Below are 19,551 nucleotides of genomic sequence, written 5' to 3' on the forward strand. Positions count from 1 at the left end.
ATGCTGCTTGTCGTTCTGGCCTTCGCGGTCCTCCTCCTCATCGGCATGCCGGTCGCCTTCGCGATCGGCATCTCCGGCGTGCTGTTCTTCCTCCAGCATCCGGAGCTGCCCTTCACCATCCCGCTCCAGGTGACGGTGTCCCAGACCCAGAATTTCGCCCTGCTCGCCGTTCCCCTGTTCATCATGGCGGGCAACTACATGAACCGGTCCGGCATCACCGAAAGCCTGCTGAATCTGGCGTCGGTGGCCACCGGACACTTCAAGGGCGGTCTCGCCCAGATTTCCATCGTCCTGTCGGCGCTGATGGGCGGCGTGTCGGGATCGGCCATCGCGGACGCGGCGATGCAGTCGCGCATCCTCGGCGAGGAGATGACGAAGCGGGGCATGTCGCGCGGTTTCACCGCCGGCGTGATCTCCTTCACCTCGCTCCTCACCCCGCTGATCCCGCCGGGCATCGGCATGATCCTCTACGGGACCATCGGCCAGGTGTCGATCGGACGGATGTTCGCGGCGGGCTTCGCCCCGGCGCTCCTGCTCGGCATCGCGATGAGCGCCGCCGTCTGGTACACCTCCAACAAGCGCGGATACCCCGCCGAGCGCGAGAAGCGGGCGTCGCTGGCCGAAGTCGGCAGCGCCCTGAAGGGTGGAGTCTGGGCGCTTCTGTTCCCGGTCATCCTGCTCGTCGGCTTGCGCATGGGCATCTTCACGCCCTCGGAGATCGGCGCCTTCGCAGTGCTCTACGCCCTGTTCATCGGCTTCGTGGTCTACCGACGGCTCAAGGCGAAGAGCTTCGTCGAGGCGCTGGAGGTCAGCCTCGCCGACGTCGGCTCCGCGATGTTCCTGATCAGCCTGTCGGCGATCTTCAGCTACGGCATCGTCTTCGAGCGCATTCCGGAGGTCATCGCCTCGTCCCTGACCAGCCTCACCGACAACGTGCAGCTGGTGATGGTGCTGATCGTCCTCCTGGTGCTGGCGGCCGGTCTGTTCATCGATGCGACGGTCATCATCATCATGATGACGCCGATCTTCCTGCCCGCCGTGCGGGCGATGGGCGGCGATCCGGTGCATTTCGGCATCGTCTTCATCGTCGCAGCGACCATCGGCAACTTCACGCCTCCGGTCGGGGCGGCGATGTTCACCGTCTGCTCGATCCTGAAGGTATCGGTGGGGGCCTATGTCCGGGAGTCCCTGCCCTTGATGATCGCCATCGGACTGACAACCATCCTTCTGATCTTCGTGCCCGAGTTCATCCTCCTGATCCCGAACCTGCTCTTCGGATGATGGCGGCGCTCCGGGAGTGGCGGCGGAAACGCCGCCCTCCCGGCCCTTGGGCACCTCGAATCCCAGCGTCCAATCCGGCGCCCGTGCGGCGCCGACTGGTGGAGTTCCAAACACGATGACCGGCAGACTAGACGGGAAACGCGCGCTGGTGACCGGCGCGGGACAGGGCATGGGACGGGCCATCGCGCTCGCCTTCGCCCTGGAGGGGGCCAGCGTCGTCGCGGCCAGCCGCACGCTGTCCAAGATGGAGGATCTGCCCCGGATCGATTCCGCGATCACCCCGGTCGCGCTCGACGTGACCGATCCGGCGGCGGTTCGGCGCGTCGTCGCCGAAGCCGGGCCGTTCGACATCCTCGTCAACAACGCCGGGTGGGTCCACAACGGCACCATCCTGGACTGCAGCGACGAGGATTGGGCGCGCAGCCTGGAGCAGAACGTCACCTCGATGTTCCACACCATCCGCGCGGCGCTTCCCGGCATGATCGAGCGGCGCCAAGGCTCCATCGTGAACGTCGCCTCGGTGGCGTCGAGCCTGACCGGCGTCGCCAACCGCACCGCCTACGGGACCAGCAAGGCGGCGGTGATCGGCCTGACCAAGGCCGTGGCCCGCGACTTCATCGGCGCCGGCGTCCGCTGCAACGCCCTGTGCCCCGGCACCACCCACTCGCCGTCGCTGGAAGAGCGCATCCAGTCGAGCGCCGATCCGGAGGGCATGCGGGCGCAGTTCATCGCGCGCCAGCCGATGGGCCGCCTGGGCACCGTCGAGGAGATGGCCGCCGCCGCGGTGTATCTGGCCAGCGACGAGTCCGGCTTCATGACGGGCAGCCTGCTCGTCGCCGACGGGGGGCAGACGCTGTGACCGGACCGGCTCAGCCGACCGCGCGCTACGACGCGGACGCCCTGGACTCCTTCTGCCGCGCGGTGTTCCTGGCCGTCGGCGCGGACGAGGCGACGGCGCACGCCGCCACCCGCGCGATGATGCACGGCTCCCGGCTGGGGGTGGACAGCCACGGCGTCCGCCTGCTCGGCCATTATGTGTCCACCATGACCCAGGGACGGGTGAATCCACGCCCCGCCTTGCGCATCCTGTCCGAGTTCGGCGCCGTCGCCACGCTGGACGCCGACAACGCCCACGGCGCGCTCGGCGCCTACCGCGGCCAGGAGAAGGCGGTCGAGCTGGCCGGCCGGTTCGGCATCGGCGCGGTCGCCATCCGCAACAACTCCCATTTCGGCCCGGCCGGCGCCTTCGCGCTCGCCGCGGCGGAGGCGGGCTGCATCGGCATGGCCGTCTGCAATTCCGACAGCTTCATGCGGCTGCACGATGGCGCCAAGCGCTTCCACGGCACCAACCCGATCGCCATCGCCGTTCCGGTGGAGGACGGCGATCCGTGGCTGTTCGACATGGCCACCAGCGCCATTCCCTACAACCGCGTCCAGCTCTACCGCAGCCTCGGCATACCGCTTCCCGAAGCCACCGCGTCGGACCCCGCGGGGCGCGACACCACCGATCCCGAGCGGGCCGAGATGCTGGCGCCGCTGGGCGGCGAGTTCGGCTTCAAGGGGGCCGGGCTTGCAGGCTTCGTGGAAATCCTGAGCGCCGTCCTGACCGGCATGAAGCTGAGCTTCGAAATCCTGCCGATGCCGGGGCCGGACCTGAGCACGCCGCGCGGCATGGGCGCCTTCGTGATGGCGATCCGTCCGGAGGCCTTCCTGCCGCGGGAGAGCTTCCAGGACAACATGGCGCGCTATCTGGCGGCTCTGCGCGGTTCGCAGGCCGTGCCGGGCCGAACGGTCATGGCGCCCGGCGACCGTGAATGGGCCGAGGCGGAGCGCCGCCGGTCGCTTGGCATCCCCGTCGACCAGACGACCATCGACTCCTTCAATCATCTCGCCCACGCTTATGGCATCCCCGCTCCGGTTCCGGTGCGCTCGCCCGTGTAAGGCGGCCCTCCGGACACGGTATGCGGTTTTGGCGGGGCGGCACGGCTCCGCCTTTTTCTTGTTGCCCGCGCCCCGTAAATGCAGAATCCCTCTCATAATTGAAAAGAATGGGAAGGGAGAGTCCCCCGCCATGAAACGTCGTTCCTTTCTGACCAGCGCCGGAGTCGGGCTGGCCGCCAGCACCGTGATCGCCGCCCCGGCCATCGCGCAGAGCCAGCCCGAGATCAAGTGGCGCATGGCGTCGAGCTACCCCAAGAGCCTCGACACCATCTTCGGCGGGGCGGAGCTGATCGCCCGCCGGGTCGCCGCCGCCACCGACAACAAGTTCCAGATCCGCACCTTCGCGGCGGGCGAGATCGTTCCGGCGCTCCAGGTGCTGGACGCGGTGCAGAACGGCACGATCGAGTGCGGCCAGTCCGCCGCCTATTTCTACATCGGCAAGGACCCGACCTTCTGCTTCGACACGGCCATGCCCTTCGGCCTGAACACGCGCCAGCACATCTCCTGGATGATGCACGGCGGCGGGCTGGAGCTGATGCGGGAGCTGTTCCGCGAGCACAACATCTACAACATCCCCGCCGGCAACACGACGGCCCAGATGGGCGGCTGGTTCCGCAAGGAAATCAAGACGGTGGAGGACCTGAGCGGCCTTAAGATGCGGGTCGGCGGGCTGGCCGGGCAGATCATGGGCAAGCTGGGCCTCGTCCCGCAGCAGATCGGCGGCGGCGACATCTACCCGGCGCTGGAACGTGGCACCATCGACGCGGCGGAGTTCGTCGGCCCCTACGACGACGAGAAGCTGGGCTTCCACAAGGTCGCCAAATACTACTACTCGCCGGGCTGGTGGGAAGGCTCCGCCCAGATCCCGCTGATGATCAACATCACCGCGTGGGAGCAGCTTCCGGAGTCCTACAAGACCATCCTGGAGCAGGCCTGCTGGGAGGCCAACACCTGGATGATCGCCAAGTACGACGCCGTCAACGCCGCGGCGCTGAAGCGTCTGGTGGCCGGCGGCGCCCAACTCCGCGCCTTCCCGCGCGACGTCATGATGGCCTGCGAGAAGATCGCCAACGAACTGTATGACGAGCTGTCGGCGAAGAACCCGCGCTTCAAGAAGGTCTACGAGGCGTGGAAGCCTTTCCGCGACGAGGAGCGGCTGTGGTTCCGCGTCGCCGAGAACAGCTTCGACTCCTACGTCTACTCCCAGTCGGCGCAGCGCCGCTGAGGAAAGCGCGGCCCCTCCCCGTCCAATCCCAGGATGGGGAGGGGCCGCTCCTCCGGTCGCGCGGTCAGTGCGAGACCGCGCCAGCCGCCCCCAGGCCGGTTTCCGACCGGATGTACTGGTACTCGTAGGCCTTCGCCTCCGCCGCCGCCCGCACGCTGCGGTCGGTGACCGAGAAGAGCCAGGTCGTCGCGAAGGCGATGACCATCGAGAATAGCGCCGGATGCTCATAGGGGAAGATCGGCGCCGGGAACTTGAAGACGCTGACCCACACGGTCGGCCCCAGCACCACGAAGGCGACGCAGCTCACCAGACCGGCGAAGCCGCCGATGAAGGCGCCGCGCGTGGTCAGGCCCTTCCAGAAGATCGACAGGATCAGCACCGGGAAGTTCACCGACGCCGCCAGACCGAAGGCGAGGCCGACCATAAAGGCGATGTTCTGGTTCTCGAACAGCAGGCCCAGCGTGATGGCGATGACGCCCAGCGCCAGCGTGGCGAGGCGCGACACCCGCATCTCCGACGCCTCGGTGGCGTTGCCCTTCTTGAGGACGCGGGCGTAGAGGTCGTGGCTGACCGCCGACGCGCCGGCCAGCGTCAGGCCGGCGACCACCGCCAGGATGGTGGCGAAGGCGACCGCCGAAATGAAGCCCAGGAAGATGTTGCCGCCGATGGCCTTGGACAGGTGGATGGCCGCCATGTTGCCGCCGCCCAGGATCTTGCCCGCCGCGTCCAGATAGGCCGGATTGGTGCCGACGATCACGATGGCCAGGAAGCCGATGGTCACCGTCAGGATGAAGAAATAGCCGATGAAGCCGGTGGCGTAGACGACCGACTTGCGCGCCTCCTTCGCGTCGGGGACGGTGAAGAAGCGCATCAGGATGTGCGGCAGGCCCGCCGGTCCGCACATCAGCGCGAGGCTGAGCGACACCGCGGCGATGGGGTCGGCCATGGCGGCGCTGGGGCGCAGGATCGCGGCGTTCGCGGCATGGGCGGCGACGGCCTGCTGGAGCAGCCGCTCCGGGTTGAAGCCGAACTGCGCCAGCGCCAACCCGACCAGCACGGTGCAGCCGCCGAGCAGCATCACCGCCTTGATGATCTGCACCCAGGTCGTGGCGAGCATGCCGCCGAAGGTCACGTACAGGATCATCAGCACGCCGACCATCACCACGGCGTAGGTATAGTCCAGCCCGAACAGGAGCTGGATCAGCTTGCCCGCCCCGACCATCTGCGCGATCAGGTAGAAGCAGACCACGGTCAGCGAGCCGACCGCCGCCAGCGAGCGGACCGGGGTCTGCCCCAGCCGGTAGGACGCCACGTCGGCGAAGGTGAAGCGGCCCAGGTTGCGCAGCCGCTCGGCGATCAGGAACAGCATCAGCGGCCAGCCGACCAGGAAGCCGATGGTGTAGATCACCCCGTCGAAGCCCTTGGCGAAGACCATGCCCGACAGGCCGAGGAAGGCCGCCGCCGACATGTAGTCGCCGGCGATGGCCAGCCCGTTCTGGAAGCCGCTGATGCCGCCGCCCGCGGTGTAGAAGTCCGACGCCGAGCGGGTGCGCTTCGACGCCCAATAGGTGATGCCCAGCGTGCCCGCGACGAACAGCAGGAACATGGCGATGGCCGTCACATTGACCGGCTGGCGCTCCACCGCGCCGTCGATGGCGGCGGCGAAGGCGGGTCCGACCGCCAGCGCCGGCAGCAGCGCGGCGGAGGCGGACACGAGACGATGCGCGGCGCTCATCGGCCCACCTCGTTCAGCAGGTCGCGGTTCATCGCGTCGTAGCGGCTGTTGGCGCGCAGCACATAGACGCCGGTCATCAGCGAGCAGAAGACGGTGATGACGATGCCGGCGGCCAGCCCGACCGGGAAGGTCATGCCCTCGGCCAGCGGGCGGGCCATCAGCTCGGGCGCCAGCGCCGAGGCGAACACGAAGGCGTAGTAGACCGCCAGGACGATCAGCGCCAGCCGCCAGCTGAAGCGCGCGCGGCTCGCCGTCATCGCGGCGAACTTCGGGTTGGACAGCACCCGCTCGTAAATCTCGTCGGACATGATTGTTATCGCTTTTTTCTTGGAGCCCAGGCATTGCGCATCGCAGCAATACCTTGGGTGCATGGCAGCAAAAAGCGAAATTAAATTTCTTAGAACGCAAAATGACGAAATATTCGCTCAGAATCGTCGCCGTTTAACCGGAAGTCGGTTCATCATCAGCCGAGAATCGGTTGATTCAGGGGGACGGAATGCGACAACCGGTCGCGCTGCGTCGCAACATGAGTCAACGCTGTTATCCCGCTGTCCGCCCCTTCAGACGGGCATCCTTCAGCCGGACATGGATCAGGCCGCTGCCGGTGGGGTCGGAGCGGTCGGGCTTGACCATCGCCTCCAGCAGCTTCTCGTCACTCGACCAGTAGGGGACGTACCACAGCCGGTCCACGTCCATGACCAGCACCCGGTGGGTTTCGGCGTCGTAGGCGCCGAGCGGCGCGATGTGCCCCACCGTGGCGTCGCCGGTCAGCGTGCCCTGGTCGTAGGCCAGCAGGATGATGTCGCTGTCGTCGCGCTCGTTCTCGTCGAGGATGCGCCGCAGTTCGCTCAGCGTCTCCGGCGAGGTGTCCTTCGGGCTGAAGACCTCCACCGTGGCGTCCAGCCCGAAGGCCTCCACCGACCTTTGGACCAGCCCGGCGAAGTCGGCGAAGGACACGCCGTCCCCGTTCTCCGCGGTGGCCGCCTTCCAGCCGTCGTCGTCCACCTCGTTCAACACCCGCGCCTGGGTGACCAGCCGGTTGGACGAGAGCGGCGGCAGGCCGCGCAGCGCGTTGATCATCATCGCCACGCTGGCCACCGAACAGGCGCTGCCGGTCTGCTGGGCCGCGTAATAGGGCATCATCGCCCAGAAGTCCGGCGCCCCGGCCTTGCGCAGATAGTCGCGGTCCTCGGTCATCGGCACGGCGTCCGGGCCGAACTTCGGCTTCGTCTCGCTCTGCGCGTCCTGCGCCGCGGCGGGCGAACCCGCCAGACACGCGACGGTGCACAGGGCCAGCAGAGCCGAGCGGAACGGTGCCTTCATCACCGGCGTCTTCCTCGATGGTGTCACGGTCGATGCCTCTGCCGGCTCTAGCCGGACGGGGTGGGCCTTGGCGGAAGGCTCTGCGGCACGAGCGCCATGCAATTCTGCACGACGGCGGCGCAGGCGCCCAGCGACGACGCCCGGTAGACCAACTGCTCGACGGCCCCGTTCCTCAAGGTGAAGGTCGCCTCGCACCGGTTGTCCACCACGTTGCCAGCGCGCGGAGGATAGTAGTCCCACGGGTCATAGTCGAGCCCGCGATGACGCCAGCCGGGATAGCCCCACGGATAGCCCCATCCATAGCCGACCGGCGGCGGCGGTGGAGCGTAGTAATCGACGGAGCCCGCTTGGTAGGCGAAGAACTCCAGGGCACCGCTGGCCGCCTGCCGATGCGGCACCCCGGCACAGGACAGCAGCGTTCCCTTGGGCATGCCGACCAGCGCGCTCTGGGCGGCGAGCGCGACGTCGGCCCGCGGATCGGCGCACCCCGCCAGCCCCCCGGCCACGGCGAGCAGAAGGACGGCGGCGGACCGCCGCAAGGCGTGTGGACACGGGAGCACGGGCGGAGACTCCTTCCCCGGGAACCTATCCCGGAAGAACAAGCCTCCGCCCGCTTTTGATCCCGCTCAGTCCCTGGCTGGGCCGGCGATCAGGCGTCCCAGAAGTGCGGCATGCCGTCCGACGCCGTGTAGCCGCTCTGGCCGATCATCGCCCAGTCCAGGTCATGGATGCCCATGGCCAGCGCCGGGGAGTTCGCCTGCAGCGAGTAGTCGCCCCAATAGGGGTTGTTGAACAGCGGCTTGCCCGTCACGTCGTTGTCGCCGTAGCGCGGCACGTTGTGGACGAGGTTGCCGTCGATCACCGGGTTCCCGGCGGTCAGCAGCTCCATGTAGTCGTCCAGCGGCAGGGTCCCGCTGACGACGTTGCCGGTGATGGTGTTGTTGCGCGGCAGGCCCGGATCGCCGTGCTTGGGCGCCCAGCCGACGCGGATGAACTCCTCCGCGTTGCTGGCGATGATCGAGAAGTTGTTGGTGACGAGGTTGTTATCGCCGCCGTGGATGTGCACCCCGGCCAGCCCGGTGTCCTTCAGGAAGTTGCCGGTCACCGTGACCCCGCCGGCCATGTCGTCCAGATAGATGCCGAAGCCCTTGTGGTCGGTCAGCCATTGGTCGGTGTTGCTGGTCGCCAGCCCGCCGACATGCTCCACCCAGTTGCCGCGGATGATCGTGCCGGTGTCGACGCTCGACCGGCCCAGCACCTCGATGCCGCCGCCGTCCGCCGTCTCCAGGTTGGTGTTGGTGACGCGGTTGTACTCGATGACGTTGTTGCGGTTGATGTTGCTGGAGTCCCAGTTCTTCAGCGAGATGCCGTAGCGTGCGCTGGAGTCCACGTCGTTGTGGGCGATCAGGTTGTTGTCCACCCCGGTGCCGATGATCCCGGCGACGCCCTTGCGCACCTCGCCGACGTGGGAAATGTCATTGGCGTAGATGGTGTTGCCGTTGCTGCGCCCGTCCAGCTCGATGCCGTTGACCGCCAGATGCTCCAGCGTGTTGCCGCCCACCAGGTTGTTGGAGGAGGCCGCGGTCAGCTTGATCGCCGTGCCGACGTTGAGGAAGCTGTTGTTGCCGATGCTGTTGCCCGACGCCCCCTTCAGCTCCACCGCGTAGCCCCAGGTGGTGGTGTTGGTGAAGCCCAGCCCCTCGATGGTCACGTCGCTGCTGCCGTTCAGGCGGATCAGCGTGCCCAGCCGCGCCACCTCGACGCCGTCCTGCGCCAGGGTGGCCGGGTTTTCCGGCTTGAACACCAGCGCCTTGTCCGACGCGCGCCACGCGAACTCGCCCGCCTGGTCGACGAAGGACGGGTTGTTCAGCAGCTTGTAGGTCGTCCCCTCGGCGAAGGGCAGCGAGGTGCCGTTCTTCAGCGTGATGGTGCGGGTGGCGTCGTTGACGCCGGCGATCTCGGTCAGGGTGTCGGACAGCCGCTCGGCGTCCATCAGCTGGATCTTCATGCCGGGGATGATGTCGCCCGACGACATGTCGCCGGTGTGGTAGCGCACCGACCAGCCGCTGGGACCGCCGTTGGCCGCGTCGGCGAAGTACCAGCCTGTGGTGTACGGGCTGTCGGCGTCGACGATGCCCTTGCTGGCCAGTGTCTGGCGCACCCCACCGATGGTCAGGTCGAGGTCGGTGGCCTGCGACAGCTTCGCGGAATAGATCCCGTTGCCCTCGCTGACGATGTTGGTGACCTTCTCCGCCCCGTTCAGCACCGGCGTCTCGCCGGGATAGTTGCGGAAGCTGTGGCCGTTGTCGGCGCCGGTCAGTTCCAGCGTCTTGGTCAGGCGGTAGGTGCCCTCGCGCACGTAGGTCGTGTCGACGTCGCTGTCCCGCATGGCGTCGCGGGCGCGCTCCAGCGAGGCGAAGGGACCGTCGGTGCCGTCGGCGTTCGGCGCGGACAGCTTGCCCGACCAGCTGTCCTTGCCGTTGGCCGCGACGTAGAAGGCCGGGCCGGTCGGCGGCGGCGGGGGCGGCTCGGCCGCGGGCTGGAACAGCGACGCCGGGGCGTCCACGTTCAGAGCACCGCCCCAGAACAGCCCTTCCTGCCCCTTCACCACGTCCTTTCCGTCCACCGCGCCCTTGTCATAGGTGACGATGGAATCGGTCGCCGCGACGGTATGGCCGTTGATGGAGACCGACTTGACGTACAGGTTGCGGTCCTGGCCGTTGACCACGGAATCGTTGTCGTAGTGGATCTGGATCTTATGGGCTTCCTTGGCGTCCAGATCGACGGTGAAGCGGAAGGGCTGCGGATCGCTGGAGGTGGCGCGGCCCTCGCCGACCACCTTGCCGTCCACCAGCAGCTTGAAGTGCGGCGCCACCCCGCCGGCCGACTGGCCCCAGGCGTTGACGACGATGTCCGTCGGGGTCAGCGTGACCGGCGGCGGAGGCGGCGGCGGCGGGACGTAGGGGCCGTCGAAATACTCCTCCGGCACGCCGAAGGTGAGCGCGCCGCCCCAGAACAGCCCTTCCTGGCCGGCGACCACGAACTTGCCGTCCACCGGACCCTTGTCGTAGGAGGCCATCGGGGAGGTCGATTTGATCTCCTGCCCGTCGATGGTGATGCCCTGGACGAACAGGTTGCGGTCCTGGCCGTTGACGGTGGCGTCGTTGTCGTAATGGATCTGGATCTTGTGGGCCTCGTTGGGGTCCACATCGACCTTGAAGGTGTAGCCGGTCGGGCTGGTCGCGCTGACCCAGGCGTCGCCGACCACCTTGTCGTCAACCAGCAGTTTGAAATGCGGCGGCGTGCCGTTGGCGGCGGCGCCCCAGGCCTTCACGACGATCTCGGTCGTCATGGTGGCCGGCGCCTCGGGCTCCGGCTCCTGCGCGCTGGCGAACATGGTCTTGGGCAGATCGACGTTCAGCGCGCCGCGCCAGTACATCTCGGTCTGCCCGGCGATGACGTTCTTTCCGTCGATGTCGCCGGTGTCGTAGGTGACCAGCGGGTCGATGCTGAGGATCGGTTTTCCGTTCACCTCGAACGACTTGACGAAGAGGTTGCGATCCTCCCCGTTCACGGAGCCGTCGTTGTCGTACTGGAGTTGAAGCTTGTGGGCCTTGTCGGCCGGAACGCGGGCGTTGAAGGTGTAGCGGCCCAGCGACGCCGACGCGACGGTCGCCTGCCCGATGTCAACCCCATCCAGCCGCAGCACGAAATGCGGCCACTTTCCGCCGGCGGGAGCGCCCCAGGCGTTCACCGTGAAGGTGACGTCCATCAGTTCGGTAGTTTCGGCAGCCATCTCGAACCTCATTGAACTCTAGACCAATGTCTTAGCCCAAAGGTTGAGGTTCCCGACTTAACGGAAAAATAAGAATCTTGGTAAAGATTTTACTAACGATGCTGATTCCTGTGACATAAACTGGCAATTTGGAGCTTCTTGAAAATGTTTTAGCATTGAAAAGAAAGTCTTTGCGTTGATGAAGTTGCTTTCTTGTGGTCTAGCTTGAGCTTGGTCTCAGATGATCGGCATCCGTTTCCTTCGCCGCCTGCTCTGCCCTCCGGTCGATGGAGGGACAAGACCTCCCCCGGAACTGGCGCAGGCCCTATTCTTGTTCATGACGGGACAGAGAACACGGGTGCTGGTTCAATAGGGCAACCGCTGACCGTCCCAGGCGAACAGCCCCCCGCTGTCCCTTGGCGTCAACCCACCAAGGACGTGGAGGAGGTGCTCGGCGGCGACCGCGGGGGCGAACAGCCGGTCCTTGGTCACGGCGGCTTGGAACGGTTGCGATAGGGGGGTGTCGACGGTACCCGGATGCAGCGCAACGCAGATCGCGTCCGGTCGCGAACGCGCCAGTTCGATGGCTGTGGTGCGAATGATCTGATTGAGCGCCGCCTTGGACGCCCGGTAGCCATACCAACCGCCAAGCCGGTTGTCGGTGATGCTGCCGACTTTTGCGGAGAGAGCCGCGAAGACCGCCCGTCCGTGCCGTGGCATCCGTGGCAGGAAGTGCTTGGCGACCAGCGCCGGGCCGATGGCGTTGACCTGGAACAGCCGCGCCATGGCGATCGGATCCAGCGTGCGCCAACTCTTCTCCGGTTGCACCGCATCCTGGTGCAGCAGGCCGCTGGCAATGAACACGAGATCGACCGCTTCCGCCAAAACCGCCGCATCAATGATGGAGGACTCATCGGCAAGGTCGAGGAAGCCGGTGCACAGCTTGCCTCCCGGCACGACCGGGCGGCGGGACAGGGCCAACACCTCCGTCACCCCGGGATCGGCGAGCAATCGGTGCGTCACGGCGGCGCCAATGCCGCCGCTCGCCCCGATCACAACCGCCCGGATCGAGCCGGCGAAGCCTGCAATGCCACTCATGACCCACCCCTCTTGCGGAGAGTGACAGCAGACCGGTCTCGCGGTCGGTTCGCTCGTGTTGCCTGGGGAGGGAGCCGCAGTTCCAAGCCGGGAACTGCGGCCGCGTCCTACGCCGCCCTGAAGGCACGCATGTTGATGTCGCCCTCGGCGAGTTGGTTGAGTTTCTGATCGGTTGCCTTTTCCTCATCGAGGGTCTGTTCGAGCAGACGGGCGATGTCGGTCATGCCGCAGGTTTCGGCCAATGTCCTCAGCGAACCGTAGCTGGCGATCTCATAATGCTCGACCTTTTGCGCCGCCATGATGAGCGCGACATCGAGCACTTCCGCCGGGAGACCCTCGCCGATGATCTCCTCGGCCTCCTCGATCAGGCCCTGGGTCGCCTCGCATGTGTTCCCGCCCGGTTCGGCCTGGAGGATCTGGAATATCTGCTCCAGGCGCCTGACCTGACCGTCGGTCTCGCGCAGATGGGTTTCGAAAGCCTGCTTGAGCTGAGGCGACGAGGCGGCTTCGACCATTGCCGGCAGGGCCTCGATGATCTGCGTTTCCGAGCTGTAGGTGTCCTGCAACTCCTTGATGAAGAGTTCCTTCAGTGCTTGTTCCGACATGAGCGCCTTCCCCGTGGGATGATGGTGCTGCCGATGACTGGAATAGCTCGGCCATCATCCTGCAACAGGAATTGGAGGCGGTTCTCGCAACGCAAAGATCCGCCCATCGAGGATTCTGTTGCCGCTGGGACCAAAGGGGAGCAAGGCGATGCCTTCGCCCCGCAATTGGACGACGTCGGAACGGAGGCGTATCCTCCCATCGTCAGCCCGCCGAGGTTGATCCGTCGCCCTGGAGAGACGCTGTCATGGCTGACCACGACCAACCCCGTGCCGCATTCGCCAACCTTCACCAAGCCGGCTGCTTCGTCATTCCCAATCCGTGGGATGTCGGAAGCGCCGTGATGCTGAAGCATCTCGGATTCCGCGCGTTGGCGACCACCTCGGCGGGCTTCGCCTTCGCGCGGGGGCTTCCCGACACCGATTGGGCGGTGCCATGCGGCGATATGCTGGCCCACATCGCCGACATGGTCCGGGCAACCGACCTGCCGGTGAACGCCGACTTCGAGTCCGGCTATTCCCATGACTGCGAGGGGCTGACCCGCAACGTACGCCTGTGCGCCGACACCGGCGTGGCGGGCCTGTCCATCGAGGACGCAACGGGCGACCCGGCAAAGCCGTTGTACGCGTTCCATCACGCCGTCGAGCGGGTGGCTGCGGCGGCGGAGGCGCTGCGGGGAACCGGCGTCCTCCTCACCGCCCGCTGCGAAGCCCTTTTGGTAAACCAACCGGCGGCCGTCGAGGAGGCGTTGCGCCGCCTGCCGGCCTACGCCGCGGCGGGCGCGGATGTCCTTTACGCGCCCGGCCTGCGGAGTCCGGACGTCATCAAGGCGGCGGTCGACGCCGTCCGCCCGAAACCGCTCAACCTGCTGGTCTCCTCACCGATCGGCCTGACGGTGGAGCAGATCGCCGCTCTGGGCGTGCGGCGCATCAGCCTGGGGAGCGGGCTCAGCCGCGCCGCCTGGGGCGGATTCCTGCGGGCGGCGCGGATGCTCGCCGATCACGGACGCTTCGACGCCTTCGGCGAGGCCGAACCCTTCGATGCGCTCAACGGGTTTTTCCGGTCGCAGAACCGGAAAACACCCTAAGCCGGAAAGCGCCCTGAGCGGCCCGCAAAGGGCGTGGGCAAAACGCACATGCGGGCTGGCACCGCCCTGACGCCGCCGTGGCGCCGAAGCAGACTGAAGCGGTCAATAGGACTTCGGCAGGTCCAGCACATGCTCCGCGACATAGGCCAGGATCAGGTTGGTGGAGACGGGCGCCACCTGATACAGCCGGGTCTCGCGGAACTTGCGCTCCACGTCGTACTCGCTGGCGAAGCCGAAGCCGCCATGGAACTGCAGGCAGGCGTTCGCCGCCTCCCATGACGCCTTGGCGGCCAGATACTTCGCCATGTTCGCCTGGGCGCCGCAGGGCTCCCCCGCGTCGTAGAGGCGGCAGGCCTCGAAGCGCATCAGGTTGGCGGCCTCCACCTCGATGAAGCTCTCGGCGATGGGGAACTGCACGCCCTGGTTCTGGGCGATCGGGCGGCCGAACACCTGACGGTCGCGGGTGTAGTCGCAGACCTTGTCGACGAACCAGTAGCCGTCGCCGATGCACTCCGCCGCGATCAGCACCCGCTCGGCGTTGAGGCCGGTCAGGATGTACTTGAAGCCCTGGCCTTCCTCGCCGATCAGGTTCTCCGCGGGGATTTCCAGATTGTCGAAGAACAGCTCGTTGGTCTCATGGTTGACCATGTTGCGGATGGGCCGGACGGTCATGCCCTTGGCCATCGCCTCCTTGATGTCGACGATGAAGATCGACATGCCTTCCGACTTCTTGCGCACCTGGTCGAGCGGCGTGGTGCGGGCCAGCAGGATCATCAGGTCGGAATGCTGGACGCGGGAGATCCACACCTTCTGCCCGTTGATGACGTAGCGGTCGCCCTTCTTCTCCGCCCGGGTCTTGATGCGGGTGGTGTCGGTGCCGGTGGTCGGCTCGGTGACTCCCATCGACTGGAGGCGCAGCTCGCCCGCCGCGATCTTCGGCAGGTAGCGGCGGCGCTGCTCCTCCGAGCCGTGCCGGATCAGCGTGTTCATGTTGTACATCTGGCCGTGACAGGCGCCGGAATTGCCGCCCGAGCGGTTGATCTCCTCCATGATCACCGAGGCTTCGGTCAGGCCGAGGCCCGAGCCGCCGTATTCCTCCGGGATCAGGGCGGCCATCCAGCCGGCCTTGGTCAGCGCGTCCACGAACTCCTCGGGATAGCCGCGCTCCTCGTCGATGCGGCGATGGTACTCGCTGGGGAATTCGGCGCAGAGCGCGCGCACGGCGTCGCGGATCTCGTCGAAGCCCTGACCGATGCTGCTCTTCATGTCTCGTTACTCCGCATTCTTAGTCGTGGGAGCGCTGCGCGCCAGGATGGCCTTCGCCCGCTCGGCGACGGGACGGTCGACCATGCGCCCGTCCACCGACACGGCGCCGCGCCCCGCCGCCTGGGCCTCGTCCCACGCCGCGACCACCCGCCCGGCCCAGGCCACGTCGGCGGCGGAGGGGGCGAAGACGTCGCGGACCACGGCCAGCTGGGCCGGATGGATGCACAGCGCGCCGGTCATCCCGACGGCCCGCGCCTGCGCCACCATGGCGCGGTAGGCGTCGAGGTCGCGGAACTCGGCCAGCGAACCCGGCAGGCCGATCGCCGCGAGACCACGGGCGGCGGCGGCCAGCGCGATCTGGCGGCACGGCAGGGCGAGCAGCGCCTCGGTCGGCTCCACCCCCAGCGTCAGCGCGAAATCCTCGCTGCCCAGCGCCAGCGCCGCCACGCGCGGAACGGCGGCGATTTCGGCCAGACGCTCCAGCCCCAGCGGACTCTCGATGAGGGCGACGAGGCCGAGGACGCCCGGCGTCAGGCCGCGCTCCGCCTCCCACTCCGCGATCATGGCCGACAGCACGCGCAGCGCCCCGGCGTCCTCGGCCTTGGGCACCACCAGGGCGGCCACGCCGGGGCGCACGGCGGCCTCCAGATCGGCGACGGCGTCGCGCCAGCCGCTGTTGATCCGCACCAGCACCGGCACGCCCAGCCCGTGCAGCCGGTCGATCGGCGCGGGGAGCCCGCGCCGGGCCTCCGGCTTGCCAGCGGGCAGGACGGCGTCCTCCAGGTCGAGGATGAGGGCGTCCGCCCCGCGCTGGTGGGCCTTCTCCAGCAGCTTGGCGTTGTCGGCCGGGACGAAGAGATAGGATCGATACGGCAGGGACATCAGACGTTTCCTCCAACCGAGCCGCGATGCGCCGCCGTCATGACCGTTCGGCCTCCAGTTCGGCGGACATCGCCACGAAGCCCTCGTGGTCGGTCACCCACAGCGTGGCGCCGGTGGCGGTCGGGGCGCCGCACAGGGTCAGCGGATGGATGTCGAACAGCGGCCGCTTCGCCCGGAAGCGGAAGCCGGTCACGCGCGCCCCCGGATTCTCGCGCAGGAACAGGTCCATCAGCATGGTCGCGCTGAGCGGGCCGTGGAACACCAGCCCCGGATAGCCCTCGACGTCGCGGCAATAGTCGCGGTCGTAATGGATGCGGTGGCCGTTGAAGGTCAGGGCGGAGTAGCGGAACAGCAGCACGGGATCGGGCTGGATGCGCCGCTGCCACACCGCCTCGCCCGCCGGTCGCTCGCCGGGGACGGGGGCGTCGCCGGGCTTGGCGGCCTCGCGGTAGACGATGTCGTGGAATTCGGTGATGGCGACGCCGGCGGCGGTGCTGATCTCGTGCCGGACCTTCACGAAGACCATCCGGCCCGACCGCCCCTCCTTCGGGGTGACCTCCTCGATGGTCGAGCGGCGGGTGATCGCCTCGCCGCTGCGGATGGGGCGGTGGAAGGTCAGGGTGTCGCCGGCCCACATGCGGCGGGGCAGCTCCACCGGCGGCAGGAAGCCGCCCTTGTGCGGGTGGCCGTCCTCGGCGATGTCGCGCTGCAGCGCCTTCGGCAGGAAATACAGCCAATGCCCCAGCGGCGGCACCTCGCCCGCCGGCCAGGGCGGGTTGTCGTGGTCGAGCATCGCCGCCAGCCCGGTCAGCGCCGCCGGCGCCGCGACGTCCTCGGCGCTTTCCGACCGGCCGATCCAGTCGCGCAAATGGTCCATAGTCATGCTCCCCCCTTTATTGTTCGAAAACTTCACGCCGGACGGCGTCGGTGTGCTGGCCCAGCGCCGGAACGGCGCCGGAGGCGTAGGGCCGGCCGCGCACCTGCACCGGCGGCGCCACCACCTCGACCGGTCCGCCCGGCGTCTCGGCGGTCACGCGGCGCAGCTGCGCGTGGGTGGACAGGTCCGCCACCTCGTTCAGCGAGCCGAAGGCGGTGCGCGCGCGGTTCAGCCGGCGCACCGCCTCGGCGTGGTCCATGGTCCGGAAGATGGCGGCGACGAGCGCGTCCAGCTCCGGCCGGTTGGCGACGCGGCGGTTGTTGGTCGCGAAGCGCTCGTCGGTCGCCAGCTCCGGCCGCAGCAGAACGTCGGCGCAGAAGGCGACCCATTCGCGCTCGTTCTGGATCGACAGAACCACCTGCCGGCCGTCGGCCAGCGTGAAGGCGGAATAGGGGGCGATGCTCGGGTGCATCAGCCCGACCCGACCCGGCGCCTTGCCGCCATGGTCGTGGTGCATCAGCGGCACCATCATCCACTCCGCCAGCGAATCGAACAGGGAGACCGCTACCGCCGACCCCTCGCCGCTGCGCTCGCGCTCCAGCAATGCCTGGAGGACGCCGGTGTAGGCGTTCATGCCGCAGGCGATGTCGGCCGCCGACACGCCGACGCGCCCCGGCTGGTCCGGCGATCCGGTGATGGAGGCCAGCCCGGTTTCGCTCTGCACCAGCAGGTCGTAGGCCTTCATGTCGCGGTAGGGACCGTCGTCGCCGTAGCCGGAGATGTCGCAGGTGATCAGCCGGGGATGGCGCCGCCGCAGCGCGTCCGAGCCGAATCCGGCCCGCTCCGCCGCGCCGGGCGCCAGATTTTGCACGAAGACGTCGGCGCGGGCGATCAGCCGCTCCAGCAGCTCGGCGTCCTCGGGCGTCTTGATGTCGAGGACGACGGATTCCTTGCCGCGGTTGAGCCAGACGAAATAGGAACTCTGCCCGTGGACGACGGCGTCGTAGCCGCGGGCGAAGTCGCCCTCCGGCCGTTCGATCTTGATCACCCGCGCCCCGGCATCGGCGAGGCGCGACGTGCAGAGCGGTGCCGCCACCGCCTGCTCCAGCGAGACGACCAGCCGTCCCGACAGGGGCCCCGACAGAGGTGAAGTCATCGTGCAAAGCCTCCGCTGTGGGCCAGGGCCGATCATCCGTGACCGCGATGGTAAACAGCCGGACCGGCCCCGATCCAATACAGATGGGGCATGCATCGCATAACGAAGCGCTATGAGGGCAAAGCGCTAGGATGCCGCCGCTTCCTCGTCCAGCAGGAGGGTGCCGGGCCAGTCGCCGCCGCCGACCAGATCGCGCACCACCCGCAGGAAGGTCTCGCGCACCGCCGCCGCGGCCTCGGTCACCGGGGCGCCGCGGGGCCGGCAGAGATGGACCGAGCGGCGCAGCGACGGCGAGACGATCAGCCGGGCGGAGACCTGACCCGTCCGCCATTCCTCCATCACCGCCGAGATCGGCAGGACCGAATAGCCCACCCCCTTGGCGACCAGCGCCTTGATCTGGGGGAGCCCGTTGATCTCCACCGCCACGGTGACGATCGTGCAGGTCTCGCGCGCCACCCGTTCGATGCGGTCGCGCAGATTGTGCGGGCGGCTCGGCAGGATCAGGTCCTTCCCGGCCAACTCGTCGAAGGCGATGGCGCTGTCCCCGCCGCCCGGCGGCCCGATCAAATAGAGGTCCTCGCGCACCAGAGATTCGGCCAGCAGGGTGCGCGACCGCGTCACGTCGTAGATGCAGCCGAAGTCCAGCCGGTCGTCGTTCAGCCATTCCAGGATCGTCCCGCTGAAGGACTCGACCACCCGCAGCGACACCTGGGGCAGCTCGGCGCGGACCGCCTGCACAAGGGGAACCGCCGCCACCAGCGCTACCGAGGAGGTGAAGCCGACGGTCACCAGCCCACTCGGCGTGCCCGAGCAGTTGCGCACCTGCTCGGTCGCCTGGGCGACATGGCGCAGGATGATCTCCGCATGCTCGTACAGCCGGGTGCCCGCGGCGGTCGGCTTGACCCCATGGACGCCGCGGGTCAGCAGCTTGACCCCGAGGCCCGCCTCCAGGTTGCGGATGTTGTGGCTGAGGGCCGGTTGGGCGACGTTCAGCTTCTGAGCCGCGGCCGTGAAGGAGCCTTCATCGACGATGCCGATGAAATACCGCAACTGACGCAGATCCAACGCTCACCTTCCTTTGCCCGGCCCTTTGCCTGCGGGAGCGACAATCCCCCGCCTCGGCCAATCATGTCGGTGCGTCGCGGGCGGATCAAGGCAAGTGGATGAGGAAGCGCCGGGCAAACCCGGTTCAACCATCCATCGGACCGTTCCGTTCCATTGACCCGTTTCATAAGACTTATCAGAGACTGGCGGGTAATCACCGGACCGGCACGGCCTAGCTTTTCCCCATCCGCACAAGCG

The 19,551-nt window shown here is 67.6% G+C and carries 17 protein-coding genes; 5 read left to right on the top strand and 12 right to left on the bottom strand.

The genetic code is table 11. The features are described from left to right. From FHW79_RS24190 to FHW79_RS24205, 4 genes are all read left to right on the top strand, one after another. Window positions 1–1,281, top strand: coding sequence for a TRAP transporter large permease subunit (locus FHW79_RS24190; RefSeq protein WP_183181268.1), 1,281 nt, complete (start codon window positions 1–3; stop codon window positions 1,279–1,281). Window positions 1,282–1,396: 115 nt separating this feature from the next. After that, entirely contained in the window at window positions 1,397–2,140 is a 744-nt protein-coding gene (locus FHW79_RS24195; RefSeq protein ID WP_183181269.1) for an SDR family oxidoreductase, read from the top strand. Next, entirely contained in the window at window positions 2,137–3,222 is a 1,086-nt protein-coding gene (locus FHW79_RS24200; RefSeq protein ID WP_183181270.1) for an Ldh family oxidoreductase, read from the top strand. The genes FHW79_RS24195 and FHW79_RS24200 overlap by 4 nt, the downstream gene beginning before the upstream one ends. 130 nt (window positions 3,223–3,352) lie before the next feature. Continuing rightward, window positions 3,353–4,447, top strand: coding sequence for a TRAP transporter substrate-binding protein (locus tag FHW79_RS24205; RefSeq protein ID WP_183181271.1), 1,095 nt, complete (start codon window positions 3,353–3,355; stop codon window positions 4,445–4,447). A gap of 64 nt (window positions 4,448–4,511) precedes the next feature. Here the strand turns inward: FHW79_RS24205 and FHW79_RS24210 are convergent, their stop codons facing one another. From FHW79_RS24210 to FHW79_RS24240, 7 genes are all read right to left on the bottom strand, one after another. Further along, window positions 4,512–6,182, bottom strand: a complete 1,671-nt coding sequence (locus FHW79_RS24210) for a cation acetate symporter (RefSeq protein ID WP_183181272.1) — start codon at window positions 6,180–6,182, stop codon at window positions 4,512–4,514. Next, on the bottom strand, window positions 6,179–6,490 hold the full coding sequence (locus FHW79_RS24215; RefSeq protein WP_109071062.1) for a DUF485 domain-containing protein: 312 nt from the start codon (window positions 6,488–6,490) through the stop codon (window positions 6,179–6,181). Before FHW79_RS24215 ends, FHW79_RS24210 begins: the two co-directional genes overlap by 4 nt. A 232-nt stretch (window positions 6,491–6,722) precedes the next feature. Further along, window positions 6,723–7,505: a phytochelatin synthase family protein gene (locus FHW79_RS24220; protein ID WP_183181273.1), complete on the bottom strand. Its 783-nt coding sequence runs from the start codon at window positions 7,503–7,505 to the stop codon at window positions 6,723–6,725. 47 nt (window positions 7,506–7,552) lie between these two features. After that, on the bottom strand, window positions 7,553–8,065 hold the full coding sequence (locus FHW79_RS24225) for a hypothetical protein (protein WP_183181274.1): 513 nt from the start codon (window positions 8,063–8,065) through the stop codon (window positions 7,553–7,555). 89 nt (window positions 8,066–8,154) lie between these two features. Next, entirely contained in the window at window positions 8,155–11,301 is a 3,147-nt protein-coding gene (locus tag FHW79_RS24230; RefSeq protein WP_183181275.1) for a carbohydrate-binding domain-containing protein, read from the bottom strand. A gap of 345 nt (window positions 11,302–11,646) precedes the next feature. After that, window positions 11,647–12,378 carry an SDR family NAD(P)-dependent oxidoreductase gene (locus tag FHW79_RS24235; RefSeq protein WP_183181276.1) on the bottom strand — a complete coding sequence of 244 codons (732 nt, stop codon included), beginning with the start codon at window positions 12,376–12,378 and terminating at the stop codon, window positions 11,647–11,649. Between the two features lie 107 nt (window positions 12,379–12,485). Then, on the bottom strand, window positions 12,486–12,983 hold the full coding sequence (locus FHW79_RS24240) for a ferritin-like domain-containing protein (RefSeq protein ID WP_183181277.1): 498 nt from the start codon (window positions 12,981–12,983) through the stop codon (window positions 12,486–12,488). 245 nt (window positions 12,984–13,228) lie between these two features. Between FHW79_RS24240 and FHW79_RS24245 the strand changes: the two genes are divergently transcribed. Then, complete coding sequence (locus FHW79_RS24245; RefSeq protein WP_183181278.1) at window positions 13,229–14,068, top strand: isocitrate lyase/phosphoenolpyruvate mutase family protein; 840 nt, start codon at window positions 13,229–13,231, stop codon at window positions 14,066–14,068. 102 nt (window positions 14,069–14,170) lie between these two features. Here FHW79_RS24245 and FHW79_RS24250 read toward each other — a convergent pair whose 3' ends face one another. The 5 genes from FHW79_RS24250 to FHW79_RS24270 all read right to left on the bottom strand — a co-directional run bounded on the left by FHW79_RS24250 (window position 14,171) and on the right by FHW79_RS24270 (window position 19,314). Continuing rightward, on the bottom strand, window positions 14,171–15,334 hold the full coding sequence (locus FHW79_RS24250; protein ID WP_183181279.1) for an acyl-CoA dehydrogenase family protein: 1,164 nt from the start codon (window positions 15,332–15,334) through the stop codon (window positions 14,171–14,173). A 6-nt stretch (window positions 15,335–15,340) separates the two neighbouring features. Then, the gene (locus FHW79_RS24255; protein ID WP_183181280.1) at window positions 15,341–16,216 is read right to left on the bottom strand and encodes a CoA ester lyase; all 876 of its coding nucleotides are present in this window, start codon (window positions 16,214–16,216) and stop codon (window positions 15,341–15,343) included. Between the two features lie 37 nt (window positions 16,217–16,253). Continuing rightward, window positions 16,254–17,093: a MaoC family dehydratase N-terminal domain-containing protein gene (locus FHW79_RS24260; protein WP_183181281.1), complete on the bottom strand. Its 840-nt coding sequence runs from the start codon at window positions 17,091–17,093 to the stop codon at window positions 16,254–16,256. Window positions 17,094–17,109: 16 nt separating this feature from the next. Beyond that, complete coding sequence (locus FHW79_RS24265) at window positions 17,110–18,249, bottom strand: CaiB/BaiF CoA-transferase family protein (RefSeq protein WP_183181282.1); 1,140 nt, start codon at window positions 18,247–18,249, stop codon at window positions 17,110–17,112. 126 nt (window positions 18,250–18,375) lie between these two features. Then, a complete protein-coding gene (locus FHW79_RS24270; protein ID WP_183181283.1) occupies window positions 18,376–19,314 on the bottom strand; it encodes a LysR substrate-binding domain-containing protein in 939 nt (312 codons plus the stop codon). Window positions 19,315–19,551: the final 237 nt, after the last annotated feature.

This window comes from Azospirillum sp. OGB3, from assembly GCF_014192915.1.
In the GTDB taxonomy this organism is placed as follows: domain Bacteria; phylum Pseudomonadota; class Alphaproteobacteria; order Azospirillales; family Azospirillaceae; genus Azospirillum.

Excerpts from the sequence above, each read along its gene's own strand:
- FHW79_RS24265 (WP_183181282.1), bottom strand. The coding sequence starts at position 18,249 with ATGACTTCACCTCTGTCGGGGCCCCTGTCGGGACGGCTGGTCGTCTCG.
- FHW79_RS24250 (WP_183181279.1), bottom strand. The coding sequence starts at position 15,334 with ATGAAGAGCAGCATCGGTCAGGGCTTCGACGAGATCCGCGACGCCGTG.
- FHW79_RS24195 (WP_183181269.1), top strand. The coding sequence starts at position 1,397 with ATGACCGGCAGACTAGACGGGAAACGCGCGCTGGTGACCGGCGCGGGA.
- FHW79_RS24230 (WP_183181275.1), bottom strand. The coding sequence starts at position 11,301 with ATGGCTGCCGAAACTACCGAACTGATGGACGTCACCTTCACGGTGAAC.
- FHW79_RS24235 (WP_183181276.1), bottom strand. The coding sequence starts at position 12,378 with ATGAGTGGCATTGCAGGCTTCGCCGGCTCGATCCGGGCGGTTGTGATC.
- FHW79_RS24245 (WP_183181278.1), top strand. The coding sequence starts at position 13,229 with ATGGCTGACCACGACCAACCCCGTGCCGCATTCGCCAACCTTCACCAA.
- FHW79_RS24260 (WP_183181281.1), bottom strand. The coding sequence starts at position 17,093 with ATGGACCATTTGCGCGACTGGATCGGCCGGTCGGAAAGCGCCGAGGAC.
- FHW79_RS24210 (WP_183181272.1), bottom strand. The coding sequence starts at position 6,182 with ATGAGCGCCGCGCATCGTCTCGTGTCCGCCTCCGCCGCGCTGCTGCCG.
- FHW79_RS24190 (WP_183181268.1), top strand. The coding sequence starts at position 1 with ATGCTGCTTGTCGTTCTGGCCTTCGCGGTCCTCCTCCTCATCGGCATG.
- FHW79_RS24220 (WP_183181273.1), bottom strand. The coding sequence starts at position 7,505 with ATGAAGGCACCGTTCCGCTCGGCTCTGCTGGCCCTGTGCACCGTCGCG.
- FHW79_RS24215 (WP_109071062.1), bottom strand. The coding sequence starts at position 6,490 with ATGTCCGACGAGATTTACGAGCGGGTGCTGTCCAACCCGAAGTTCGCC.
- FHW79_RS24240 (WP_183181277.1), bottom strand. The coding sequence starts at position 12,983 with ATGTCGGAACAAGCACTGAAGGAACTCTTCATCAAGGAGTTGCAGGAC.
- FHW79_RS24205 (WP_183181271.1), top strand. The coding sequence starts at position 3,353 with ATGAAACGTCGTTCCTTTCTGACCAGCGCCGGAGTCGGGCTGGCCGCC.
- FHW79_RS24255 (WP_183181280.1), bottom strand. The coding sequence starts at position 16,216 with ATGTCCCTGCCGTATCGATCCTATCTCTTCGTCCCGGCCGACAACGCC.